The organism is Ruminococcus bromii, assembly GCF_002834225.1.
Classification (GTDB): domain Bacteria; phylum Bacillota; class Clostridia; order Oscillospirales; family Acutalibacteraceae; genus Ruminococcoides; species Ruminococcoides bromii.
Genome location: NZ_NNSR01000030.1, coordinates 1 through 11,465, shown reverse-complemented (window position 1 = coordinate 11,465; position 11,465 = coordinate 1). Strand labels below are relative to the sequence as shown.

14 protein-coding genes are annotated in these 11,465 nt (G+C 42.4%); all 14 read right to left on the bottom strand.

Annotation, left to right across the window (positions count from 1 at the left end):
- The coding region (locus RBATCC27255_RS02955) for a hypothetical protein (RefSeq protein WP_147639953.1) at positions 1–1,671 on the bottom strand (1,671 nt) is incomplete at its 3' end.
- Positions 1,655–2,866 (bottom strand): hypothetical protein, encoded by a 1,212-nt coding sequence (locus RBATCC27255_RS02950; protein ID WP_101028669.1) that lies wholly within the window; start codon positions 2,864–2,866, stop codon positions 1,655–1,657. The genes RBATCC27255_RS02955 and RBATCC27255_RS02950, both read right to left, overlap by 17 nt.
- A gap of 16 nt (positions 2,867–2,882) precedes the next feature.
- Entirely contained in the window at positions 2,883–3,284 is a 402-nt protein-coding gene (locus tag RBATCC27255_RS02945) for a DUF6711 family protein (protein WP_101028668.1), read from the bottom strand.
- 13 nt (positions 3,285–3,297) lie between these two features.
- Complete coding sequence (locus RBATCC27255_RS02940) at positions 3,298–6,219, bottom strand: phage tail protein (RefSeq protein WP_101028667.1); 2,922 nt, start codon at positions 6,217–6,219, stop codon at positions 3,298–3,300.
- Positions 6,220–6,342: 123 nt separating this feature from the next.
- The gene (locus RBATCC27255_RS02935) at positions 6,343–7,077 is read right to left on the bottom strand and encodes a zinc ribbon domain-containing protein (RefSeq protein ID WP_169923220.1); all 735 of its coding nucleotides are present in this window, start codon (positions 7,075–7,077) and stop codon (positions 6,343–6,345) included.
- A 105-nt stretch (positions 7,078–7,182) separates the two neighbouring features.
- A complete protein-coding gene (locus tag RBATCC27255_RS02930) occupies positions 7,183–7,467 on the bottom strand; it encodes a Gp15 family bacteriophage protein (protein WP_169923219.1) in 285 nt (94 codons plus the stop codon).
- 20 nt (positions 7,468–7,487) lie between these two features.
- Positions 7,488–7,805 carry a hypothetical protein gene (locus RBATCC27255_RS02925; RefSeq protein WP_101028664.1) on the bottom strand — a complete coding sequence of 106 codons (318 nt, stop codon included), beginning with the start codon at positions 7,803–7,805 and terminating at the stop codon, positions 7,488–7,490.
- 22 nt (positions 7,806–7,827) lie between these two features.
- A complete protein-coding gene (locus RBATCC27255_RS02920; protein WP_101028663.1) occupies positions 7,828–8,271 on the bottom strand; it encodes a phage tail tube protein in 444 nt (147 codons plus the stop codon).
- 4 nt (positions 8,272–8,275) lie between these two features.
- Positions 8,276–8,668 carry a phage tail terminator protein gene (locus tag RBATCC27255_RS02915; RefSeq protein WP_101028662.1) on the bottom strand — a complete coding sequence of 131 codons (393 nt, stop codon included), beginning with the start codon at positions 8,666–8,668 and terminating at the stop codon, positions 8,276–8,278.
- Complete coding sequence (locus RBATCC27255_RS02910) at positions 8,665–9,051, bottom strand: hypothetical protein (protein ID WP_101028661.1); 387 nt, start codon at positions 9,049–9,051, stop codon at positions 8,665–8,667. Before RBATCC27255_RS02910 ends, RBATCC27255_RS02915 begins: the two co-directional genes overlap by 4 nt.
- Positions 9,051–9,443: a hypothetical protein gene (locus RBATCC27255_RS02905; RefSeq protein ID WP_101028660.1), complete on the bottom strand. Its 393-nt coding sequence runs from the start codon at positions 9,441–9,443 to the stop codon at positions 9,051–9,053. Before RBATCC27255_RS02905 ends, RBATCC27255_RS02910 begins: the two co-directional genes overlap by 1 nt.
- Positions 9,444–9,459: 16 nt before the next feature.
- A complete protein-coding gene (locus tag RBATCC27255_RS02900) occupies positions 9,460–9,789 on the bottom strand; it encodes a head-tail connector protein (RefSeq protein WP_101028659.1) in 330 nt (109 codons plus the stop codon).
- Positions 9,789–10,727 (bottom strand): phage capsid protein, encoded by a 939-nt coding sequence (locus RBATCC27255_RS02895; RefSeq protein ID WP_101028658.1) that lies wholly within the window; start codon positions 10,725–10,727, stop codon positions 9,789–9,791. Before RBATCC27255_RS02895 ends, RBATCC27255_RS02900 begins: the two co-directional genes overlap by 1 nt.
- Positions 10,728–10,750: 23 nt before the next feature.
- Positions 10,751–11,341, bottom strand: a complete 591-nt coding sequence (locus tag RBATCC27255_RS02890) for a hypothetical protein (RefSeq protein WP_101028657.1) — start codon at positions 11,339–11,341, stop codon at positions 10,751–10,753.
- Between the last annotated feature and the right edge of the window lie 124 nt (positions 11,342–11,465).

Below are 11,465 nucleotides of genomic sequence, written 5' to 3'. Positions count from 1 at the left end.
TGTTAATACATTCGGTGTGTCAGCATATGCTCCTTTAAGCGTGCGTGCCTGTATTTCTGTACCTCCGAAATCGCAATCTTTGAAGGTGATTTTTGCGCCAACTTTAATAGGTAAGCCAAAATCGCTGTTATCGGCATTATCGTGACTTTGATAACCAATAGTGCAATGCGTAGGTATGATTTTACAGTTTTCAATCAAGCCGACTTCGCCAAAACTGTGTCCGCAACCGAAGACTGGCACTGTTGTCTTATTCGCATAATCCACACAATCAGCACGACCGCCCCAAATAAAGGTACAGTGTCCCACAACCCAATTTGTTGCATAACCTGTTCCGCCACTTTCTAGGTGTATGCCGTATCTGATGTTTTTACAGTCAAATGTAAATCCTTTGATATGCGTATGAACATTGAGGTCAAGATGGAACGGGCATTTTTTGATTATATCCTCAGATTTTAATGTAGCTTTGTCAAAGCCTGTTGCACCGTCCCATTTGATTATAGTTGCAGAGGGGTTATAGATGTTCTCGGATTCATAGTAAACATAATCCTTAGTCATTACGCCACGATAACCCACTAAACCGACATCTGACATGCCTGCATATTTGTCCTGCAAATCTGTGTATGTTCCTGCCATAACAATAATTGTATAACGGTTATGATAACTGTTGTCTGAAATACTGTTATTTGCCGATAAGATAGAGTTAAATTTTGTTTCTCCGAATCCCTCTGTATCTTCATTATAATCATTTGAAACATACAAATAGTGCATCGCATAATCAGGGCCTTGATATAATGTAGGCTTAACCTTTTTAACAATCTTTTCGGGGTCAACATATGCAGTCTTTTGATTATTTTGCTCAATCTGCAAGTAACAGCTATTGTCTGTTAATCTATTTGCAGCAATGGCAATTTTAATACTATTAACAAACATGTATTGTATAGGAGTGAATGTAGCTGCTGCATTTTTAAGAGCACTCACCTCAGATAGTAACCATTTTGAGTCGATAACATTTTGATTATAAGCTGGATAAAATACACATCCTGTGTTGTTAGTTGTAAAATCCTGTAACGACAGGCAGTAAGGTGTGTCAATTCGTAATGTTATTGATGATTTCAAAGGTAAAAAGAAGTTAGTGGCCGCCGTAGATGTACCGCTTAAACTGATTTTGCCTTTGGCGACTGTAACGGTTACACCATTTTGATGTTGTGAATAATCTGCCAAATTGGCTAAATTTATACTCTTAGTAACATCAAATAATTCGCTACTGTCTACTTTTTCGCCAAATTTATTTATGACATCGGCTGCTAAGTTGACAGCTCTGACCGTGCCTGCTGCATCTTTAATTCCGTCCATAATGCCATAACCTGCAAGAGTATTGGCTTTATTTGCTTTTTTTGCAAGGCCGTTGCTCACATCGGTTGTGTTAGCTTTATTTTTCAGCGTTGTCTCAGTGCTCTGCAAACGCGAGTTAATTGAGTCAATGCTTGCTTCATCAGCGGTAAAGCGTGTGTTCAGGTCGGCAGAATCACCTCTTGCTGTGGTTATTTCGGTTTCAAGTGCAATTGCTCCGTCTGTTGCCCGTTCAATCCCCTCGTCCATATGGTTGAGGTTGTCGGCATTGAGAGCAGGAGCAGAGCCGTTCACAAAGCCGATTTTATTGTATTTGTTCATTCTCTTTTATTTCCTTTCCTAATCGCTTTTCACCCTTTGATGTGAGGGTAGTTATAAATCCGTCCATTTTCTTATTGAACACAAATGTTTCGATTGTCGGCAAATCCTTAAACGGAGTTTTAATTGTGTACTTATCGCCTGCCTCAAGCCACCAATACGAAAACAGCTTAATTTTTGTCGGGCGGTATTTATATACACTGCCAAAAAAATTAGCAGAATTATATTTAGCACCGATATCACTTGCTGTTGTTCTGCACCTCATCAAAATATTATCGGAAACATACCACGAAAAATCGTTACTGCTGCCATACAAATATGTTTTTTTATCGGCAAACTTAGCACTGTACATACGGATAGGTTCAAGTTCGTAATCCTCAAAAGACAGGTCCTTGTATGAATCAACGGTATCTGCCGACTGTTTGCCGTAGAGCGATAAAAATTTAAGATACCCGTATTTAGGGTCAATCATCGCAAAACACAAGGATAATTCCGCATAAGCCTGAATTAAATCTGATAGGGAAATATTCTTTATAACCTTTTCCACGCAGGCATCATCAAAATTAAGAGGCAAACTTAAAATATCAAGTTTCGGCAAGTATGAAACAGCCTCCACACCGTAATCTTCCCACTTATCATAAAGGGCGCTGTATAGATGCATAAAAGTTTCGTCTTTTGCATAGTGAGCATAACCATAACCAAAACTGCCGTCCTCGTTCTCTTTGCCTGCAAACCACAAAGACACATCCACCTTTGACATATCATAAAAAGCGTCATAGGCTGTGATTTTGACGATGTTACGCTGTTTTTTATCTCTTTGAGCCGACTGAATTTTGCCGTAGAAAACAGGACATTCAACCGTTCCTGTTTCGGCAGGACAAATAAGAGTATTTGACGGGTACAAATCATCTGACGGATACAGCTCCGATTCAAGATATGTTGCCGTTATGATGACCTGTACCGTCTTTCCTATCAAAGCCGAGCAATCATAATCAATGAGTTTCACGCTCATTTCAGAGGCTATGCAACCGCCGAATTTCAATTCTTTTTCAACGATTTCATTTTCAAGCGAAAAACTGTCAAGCACGATACTTTCACCTGTTATATTCTCAAAACTGCCGTCGGGGGAATGCAGGGCAACGGTGTTGTAAAGTGTGTTTGTTTTCAGCTTATCAGCAATTTCTTTAGATACAAGCATTTTTAAGAATCACCCCTTAATACTCAATCAGCTCAACCGTAATCGGCTGATAGGTTATATCACTTTTTTCGGCATTCATTACGGTATATTCAATATCAGGAATATAAAAATAAGAGGTGTAATAGCTGTTCGTTTCATCGTTCCAATAAGTTACCCTGCACTTTCTCTGTAACTTATTCGCCATTGAGAGGTTGATAATCGACTGAAAATCAATCTTTTCGTCAAGATGAAGAATGTGAGTTGAAAACGAAATTTTTGTTTTGTAATTTGGCAGCGTTGCCCTTTGAAGCGTACCGTTCTGATCTCGTTCCGCAGAAGTTTCAAGTCGCTGATTCGGAGTTGACGAAAATGCGTTAATGTACTTATTTGGCATGATGTTGTTGCCGAATTTAAGCAAATAGCCGTTATAATTTGACATATCATTCCCCCTTTTATGCAAATGCGGATTTACCGTTGTGTCTGCGTCTGTAAAGCTCATCCTGCCTTATCATTTCTTCAAAAAGCGTTGAACCCTCAAGTTCTGCCGTAAACAAATAAGTGTTGCCGCCGTTATTGCGGAAGATAATGAACATTTCATAAATGCGTTTAAGCAGGTCAAGAATTTGTGTGAGAATCACTGTATCCTGACCGCCCGAATTGTCGAGCATACCCTGCAACTTGTTGAGCGGAGAAATAACCTCAGGATTGCCGCTGTTAGCACCTGCGTTATCGCCGACAACCGCAAGTGTCGGAGCTTTAACAATACCGCCTTTTGCAAATTTTCGTGCCGGTGATTCCGTGGGTTCTTCAAATCTCGGAATGAGAGGCGGATTTTCAGGCATTGAAAAGCTCCAATCCTGTCCAAATGCCGCTCCGATAATACCGGCTAATCCGCCGATTGAATTAACAACGCCCGAAACAAAGTTATAAATACCCGTCCACAACGCATTTATGCCGTCAATGATTGCGTTTATAATGAACTTAAACACGGCGCAAATGCCGTCCCAAATGCCTTTGAAGAAGTCGTAGATACCCTGCCATGCTTTTTTCCAATCGCCTGAGAAAACACCTGTAATGAAGTCAATAAGACCGCCGAATGTTTTCTGTATAGAGGTAATCAACCCACCGATAAATGTAAACACATTATCAAACACCCTTTTTACGGCATTGAAAACATTCTGAAATATAGGTCCCCAAAAACTGACAAGCCAGTTTACAAACGGTGACAGGAAGTTATTCCACACGGTTGAAACACAGTCTGCAACCTTGCCGAAGAAGTTTATTGCGCCTTCAAAAACAGGCTTCAGCCAGTTTTCCCAAGCTGATTTTACGATTGCTACGATAAAATCCCACGCAGGCTTAATCCATTGATTGTAAACATTCATCAGGGTTGTGCCGATGTTGGTAAACATATTGCAGATATTCTGAAAAATCTGCTGTCCGCTGCCGTTCCACCAATTACTGATAATTGTTCCGATATCTCCGAAAATCTGACCGATAAAGTTAAACACATCTGCAAACTGCAATTGTAAATTTTCAAGAAATTTTGTGATTGTTGCACCGTCATTTTCAGTCCATTCAACAAAGCTTTCGGTTGCGATTGAAAACGCACCCGAAACGACCTCGCCGACTGAGCCCGCAAAGGTTGTAAGACCGCTTAAAAGATTGGAAATTGATTCTTCCATTTGAGGGCGAACATTGTCAATTGCATTGCCTGCAAGTGTACCGAAATTATCAAAAAAGATTGAAAGGTTGTTATAGCCGTTTGTAAGATTGTTGCCTATGGTGTCGATAAAGCCGATAATCTTTTCCCTGTCTTTTGAAATCCACTTTGCAACACCGCCTGAAATGGTCTGAAACGACTTTCCGCCGATTGTCGCAACCGCTCCGAATGCAGAACCGATTGCCCCGAGTTTTGCAGAACCGACCTTTTGCATTGTGCCGAATGCCTTTTGAACTATAGGAACAGCATTATCAAAAACAGTCTTGCAGTTCTTGCCTATAGCTGACCAATCAACCTTGTTAATACCTTTCTGTACATTCTCGACAAAGCCTTTGAATCCGCTTTTTTCGTATAGATTTTTGAATGTCCCCGAAAGATTTTTGGTTGTATCCTTGACAACATTCTTTGCAACATTTCCGCCTGATGAACCGCCTGAAGAGCTTTTTGATGAGGAGGTGTCTGACTTTGAAGATGAGCTGTCAGAGCTTGAAAGCACATTCAGCTTATCAAAGCCCGCAACACTTCTCTTTGCTTTTTCGGAACTTTTCTGAACATTATCAAGTGACTTTGAACTGTCATCTGCCGTATCCGTAAGGCTTTTGGCAGAATCGGACGCAGATTTGATATTGCTTGCGGTGTTGTTGCCTGTATCCCAGCCGAAGACCTTTGAAAGCGAATCAACCGCACCTTTGGCATATTCCGTTAAAGTTGCAAGTGCGGAACTCAACCGCTTTACAACCTGAGTTGCCACCTGAAGAATAGGCTGACCGACTACGGCAAGGAGCTGTTTCCAACTTTCTCTGAGGTTGCCCGTTACATTCTCCCAACCGTCTGCTTCACGGCTTGCCTGTCCCATAGCACCCGAAAGCTGATTAGCGTCCTTAACCATTTGCAAAAGCGTGAGCTGTTTCTGCGATTCCGACAAATCCGTAAATGACTTGCCATACAACTTATTAGCCGCCGCATTTCGTGTGGTTTCAGTACAGGACAAACCGAGTGCGGCGTCATTTTCAAAGTTACCTTTGAGGAATGATTTCAGGCTTTCTGCGGTGTCTTCAAGCGAACGGTCGTAATATGCGGCACTGTCGGCTGTTACCTGTAAAGCCTCCTGCATCATTCCCAAAGCACTTGAACTGTCCATACCCGTAGTTTTGGCAAAGGCATAAATGCTTGTGCCGACACCCTGTAATCGGGTTTCAAGAATACCGCTTTGATCGGCAACGCTCTGAATGGCTGATTCTGCCTGTGACTGCATTGTGCCGAATGTCTGCTCAAACTGCGAATTTGCCGCATTGACTTCCGCAGCCGATTCAATGCACTGCTGACCGAACTCCTTGATTTTGGCAACGGAGAAGGCGGCAACCACAGCCATTCCTATTTTCTTAAACGAAGATGAAACCGAATTGCTTAACTGCTCACCGCTGCCTTTGATATTTGAAAACTCTTTCTCGGTTTTCTGAGAAACACCCTCCGCAACCTTAGAAAAAGATTGTTTCATATCCGTGCTTACATTTTCAAAATCTTTTGAAAGACTTGAAAATGCCGAATCAAACTTTTTCGTAATTGAATCGGAAATCTTATGCAATGTTTTGGAAATATCATCACCCGTAAGCCTGACATCAAGCTCAATTTCACCCGCCTTTGTCGCCATATTCACCACTTCCTTTCATTTTAGATTCTTTAAAAACAGGCATAAAAACAGCGCACACCGTTATGATGTACGCTTAAAAAAATTGCAGAAGAATAGCCACCCCGTTTGGAGTGGCTTTTTGTTTTATTTGTTGAGTTCGTAGTATTTGATGTCGATTTTCGGAAGTGACACATTGTTGCCCATTACGGTTTCATATGTATAGTCGCCGTCACAAGTTCCCCAGAATGTGATTACATCATCTTCAAGGAGTTTGTCCGCACCGTCAGGAATTTCTACAGTTGCGTAGATTGTATCAGTCCACAATGGTTCATCAAGATACTCATTTTCTTCTTTGGTTATATTGATTCTCAGGTCAACCGAATCGCCCCAGCCTTCCTGAACCTGAATAATCTGACCTTCAAACTTGTAGTCATTACCTTTGTACTTGTCAGGGTTTCTTGAAAGAGTTTTAAAGTCGATTGTTTTGCAACCGTCTTTAAATTCTTTTTCAACCTTCTTCGGATCTTTAGTAGGCTTTTCTGTTGCAACTTCTTTTGTGGTCGGTGCTTCTGTCGCTTTTTCAGTCGCTTTTTCAGTCGCTTTTTCAGTCGCTTTTTCTGAACTCTGATTTGCAACAGTAGTTTCCTGCTTTGATTTGTTTGAGCTGCTGTTACCGTTAATTGCACCGTTTACACCGCCAACAATCATAATAGCAACAACGATAATAACCCAAAAATACCAACGCTTGTAAATTTTCTTCTTTGCATTTGCAGGATTTACGGTTGCCGAGGTTGAATCGTTTCCGCCAAAGCCTGCACCGCACTTGTCGCAAAATTTTGCATCGTCCTTTAATTCGTTTCCGCAATGTGGACATTTCATAAACATACACTCTCCTTAATAAATTTGTTAGTGTATGTTACATTTTATCACTATGTATTAACATTGTCAAGAATTTTGTAGATACAGCGAAAATTATGTACAAATTTACAGATTAGCGAAGAAGTTTTGAAATTCTGCAAGAACGGTGTTCATATCTTCGTCTGAATAGTGCTTTATATTCCTTGACCGCCATTTGTTGCGGATTTTATGCTGTGACGAAGTAAAGTTTTTCAAGACCTCTTTGTCGGTTTCAAGGCGAATTTGAACCGTTCTTGCAAGCGGTGTTTCGGGTCCTAAGCCTTGCAGAAGTGAGCAGAACTCATTCCAACTCATTTTTGCAAAATCCTTTGAATAAATGCTGACCCCGTACTCCGAGCGAAAGCTCGACACGATTAAATCAAAGTCATCAATCAGGTCGTAGCCGGGGTCTGAGCTTCCCCCTCGTCAGTCAAATCGCCTGTTGCAATTTTGGCAGATTCGCTGATAAGGGTGCTGAAATCGTGAATATTCAGCTGTAACTTTTCAATCTTTTCCCTTTCGGATTCATCAAAAAGAAGATGATACATTTTGATAACATCTTTGTTCTTGCCGTTGCCGTCCTCAAAAAGTGCCGCAACTTTGAGCATTGAAACTGCGTCATTGTTGATTGCAAGGTCAACATTTTTAACTCTGACACTCGGCTTTTCCTCAAAATTAAGTTTGTCTGTAATATCAATTAACTTTGACATAATCGTTCATTCCTTTCGTTTTTTAAGCGGCTGCTGTATATACGGGTTTGCCGTTTGACATAACTTCAAATTCAAGCGGAGCAACACCCGTACTTGCGCCTGCACCATTTGATGTAACGGATACAACTGCATTTTTAAAGAGGACGGTTGCACCGTTGGGGAAGGTCCACATAAACGAAACTTCTGTCTTTCTGCCGTTTTCAAATGCAAGGGCGGCAATCTGGTCATTGCCTGCGTCACCGATTGTACGCTTGCCCTTTACCGAAATTGTGATTGACTTTGCTGTCATAAGCCTTGACTTCCAGCCCTCGTTTTCAAAGGCTGTCCATTCCTCGACACCGTTGTCAAATGCAACAGAAAATTCTTCGCAGTTAGCAATATTTGTCGTGGCGGATTCTGTTCCTGCCTTGCCAACCGCAAACTGATTTTCATAGCATGGGAATACTCCCGATTCAACTTTTGCCATAAAATTACTTCCTTTCGTAATAAAATTTAACTTCAATGACCTGCTCATACACACCCTTGTCGTCTGTTCCCACATCAACGGGTTCTTCCGTGAGCAGTTCGATTATATAGATTTTGTGTTCCTTAATTTCAACTTTTTTAATGCCGTAAAGCGTTTCGTAAAGTCTGCGTGCAAACTCCTCGGTTTCTCTTGCGTTGTCGGTGTAATGGATAAGCAAAGACACGCTTATTGTATCGTAGGTACTTTCACCGCCGATTGCCCTTGTGGGTGTTCCCGACTGCTTTAATGAATACACACCGATTGACCTGTCCTGCTTGTTGTCAAGCTTGCCGATGTAATAATACTCGGCTGAGGTAACGCTTTTGAGCCAATCTCTGATGTCCGATAAGTAAATCAAAGTCCTGCTTCCTTTCTGTATAATCTCACAAATGCCCGACTGCAAAAATTCTGCCGTGTACCGCCCTCAAGCCACGGTGAGAACCATTTACCGCCGGCGGCAATGTTTTCCTTACGGCTGAAATTATACTCGGGATGAAAATACAACCGCCTTGCATACGGAGTGCTTGACACAATTTTAACCGTGCCGTTCCAACTCTGCGCACAATCTTCAAAGGTATTTTCGTTCTGAAGATTACCCGTATCAAACGGCATTACCTGCGTGTTTTTCACCTGTGTAAGAAGTGCGTCACCTGTCTGTTCAAGAGCCTGTTGCTTTGCCCTATCAAGCTGTTTTACAACAGGTATATTGAGTTTGATTTTTGATGATACCGAAAATCCCATTAAATCACATCCAATTCCGTAAAATTAACTTTGCCGTCGGGGTTGCGGTGTTTTGTACCCTGTACGATGTTTCGTTTTACGCCGTCAAGGATTACAAAGCCACCGCTTAAAGTGGGGCTGTCGGGAGCAATGTCGCCGTCAAAAAGCAAGACAGCCGACACCCGAACAATTTTCTGCTCTTTGGTATAGACCGTCTTTGCCTTTGACTGCATATTACACAAGGCAGAGCCACCGTGCAGGGTTACTGACGGGTACAAGCTGTCGGAGGGATACAGATTTTTGCATTCAAACACGGTCAGGGGTGCTCCGTCTTCGGTAACACCCTCACCGTAGATTGTGACCTCGACAGGAGTTTTGCAGAACTGCTTTTTTACAAGTGACGGAAATTTCACGGTTTTCACGCACCTTTCAGATTGCAGGATAACAAAGTCCCGTTGATTTTAGCAACGCATAGAGGTCGGCAGGAATTGCCACTCCGCTGATGCACATTAAGTTCCAGCTTGCGCCAAATTCCATTGATGTGCCGTTGATTGAATAGCTTTTCAGGTAGGAAGAAATCATATCGGCATTTTCTTCTTCAAAAGCAGTAAGTCTGCTATGCACTCTGCTGATGATTCTCTTCTGCATTTCCGAAAGTTTTTCAAAATCAATGCGGTTAAAAGTCAGAACATCAATGTGTTCGGCAGAGATAATACTGTTTTCATCTCCGCCCTGATGTTCAATGTAATCGGCATACATTACGCAACCGCCGTTGTGTCAACATCGGCATAAATGCTGTCAATTTTGCCGTCCTTGCCGTTCGGGAATACGAATGTGTCGGAAAGCGAACGGTTCTGATAGAGCCAGCCGTCACCCTCTGTGTGTGAGCCGGGAGCAAAGAAGTAAATGCTTGAAATCTTCGGGACAGTCTTGCAGGTTTCACCGCAGGCAACAAGAACATTGATTTTGTGAGCGCCTGTTGCAGGCTCAAAACCGCCGTCATCGGGGTTAAAGTTGAAGTTATCGTAGAAACGCTCATCGTCAATAACCTCGATGATAGGGCAACCGTCAATCTCGGTCACTCTTGTTTCAATGCCGATACCGCCCTCTGCAATCTGTGTAAGCTCAATCTTACGAGTGAACTCTGTTGACTGTTCAAGGCAGTCCATAATGTGAGATGTCACATAGGCAACAAGTGTGCCTCTTGCCTTGTATCTGCGGAGCTTGCCGGCAGAGAGAATTGTTTTGAGCTTTGAATAAGCGTTCTCCTTAGTCCACTCCGATGTCTTTGTTGAAGAATGGTAGCCGTCTGTTGCCTGAGCCTTTGTTGCAACCTTCGAGAAGAAAAGTGCGTCTGTTTCGGGAGCAACCTGTGTCTGTTCAAATGTCTTTGAAATGTTCTCAACGCTTGCAGTCGAATTTGTTTCATCAACATCTGCCTTATCAACGAGGAACTCAATGTCACGGTCGTGTTCGCAGGTGAACGGAACATCTGTCTGAATATATTTGCCCTTGTTCCAACCGCCGTTGCGATTGTGGTTCTTAAAGCCTGATGTACTCATCTGTGTGAAGTGGAAAGTTCTTGCACCAACCCACTTTACATTTGAAGTGATGAAGGGTGATGTGAGTGTACCCTGAACGAGAATTTCGAGCAGGTCAGGGCTGAACTGCTCGGCATAGTTATTTGTGTTTGCCATAATTTTTTCAATCCTTTCTTTGGTTAAATATTAAATCTGTTCCATTTTTTGGTAGGAACATTTGCCTTTGGTTTTGTACCGTCCGATGTACCGTTGCCGTCACCGCCGATTTTCTTAACTCCTGTGCCGTTCTCGGCAGGTTTGCCCTTGAGTGCGGGGATATCATCAAGTACCTTTTTAACAGCCTCTGTCAGTTTTTCCGCATTGACCTTGCCGTCTGTCACAGCCTTTGAAAAGTCTGCAATTTTAAGAACATACGGAACGGTTGCAATGTCAACGCCCTGTTTTACGGCTTCGAGGGTTGCCGACTGATTGACTTCTGCCGTAAGCTTTGCGTTGTTTGCAGATTCAACTTCCGACTGCATTTTTGCAAAGTCGGGAGTGTTCTCGGCTTTCTGCTTTTTAAAAGCACCGATAGCCTCTTTCATCTCATCGGCTGACAATCCCTGCTCCTTAAAATATGACTTCAACACGGTGTCCTCTGTCACGCTCTGTTTGCCTGTAATAAGGCTTGCGAGCTTGTCATAATCAAAGGCAGGAGCGTTTTCCTGCGGTGTTTCCTGCGGTGCAGGTTTCGGTTCATTGGGGTTTGGTGTTGGATTTGGTTCTGCCATTTTTTCATATCCTTTCAGTTTTTCGGGTGTCTCCCGTAATCAGTTTATAGAGTGTCTCTCTGTTTCAGTTTTGCACGGTGTCTCCCGTAGTTTAATGTCTTCGGACAATAAAAAAGCACCTTAC

Bases quoted from the DNA above. Each gene is read 5' to 3' on its own strand.
- RBATCC27255_RS02895 (WP_101028658.1), bottom strand. From the start codon at position 10,727: ATGGCAAACACAAATAACTATGCCGAGCAGTTCAGCCCTGACCTGCTC.
- RBATCC27255_RS02935 (WP_169923220.1), bottom strand. From the start codon at position 7,077: ATGAAATGTCCACATTGCGGAAACGAATTAAAGGACGATGCAAAATTT.
- RBATCC27255_RS02945 (WP_101028668.1), bottom strand. From the start codon at position 3,284: ATGTCAAATTATAACGGCTATTTGCTTAAATTCGGCAACAACATCATG.
- RBATCC27255_RS02925 (WP_101028664.1), bottom strand. From the start codon at position 7,805: ATGTCAAAGTTAATTGATATTACAGACAAACTTAATTTTGAGGAAAAG.
- RBATCC27255_RS02920 (WP_101028663.1), bottom strand. From the start codon at position 8,271: ATGGCAAAAGTTGAATCGGGAGTATTCCCATGCTATGAAAATCAGTTT.
- RBATCC27255_RS02900 (WP_101028659.1), bottom strand. From the start codon at position 9,789: ATGTATGCCGATTACATTGAACATCAGGGCGGAGATGAAAACAGTATT.
- RBATCC27255_RS02940 (WP_101028667.1), bottom strand. From the start codon at position 6,219: ATGGCGACAAAGGCGGGTGAAATTGAGCTTGATGTCAGGCTTACGGGT.
- RBATCC27255_RS02890 (WP_101028657.1), bottom strand. From the start codon at position 11,341: ATGGCAGAACCAAATCCAACACCAAACCCCAATGAACCGAAACCTGCA.
- RBATCC27255_RS02950 (WP_101028669.1), bottom strand. From the start codon at position 2,866: ATGCTTGTATCTAAAGAAATTGCTGATAAGCTGAAAACAAACACACTT.
- RBATCC27255_RS02910 (WP_101028661.1), bottom strand. From the start codon at position 9,051: ATGGGATTTTCGGTATCATCAAAAATCAAACTCAATATACCTGTTGTA.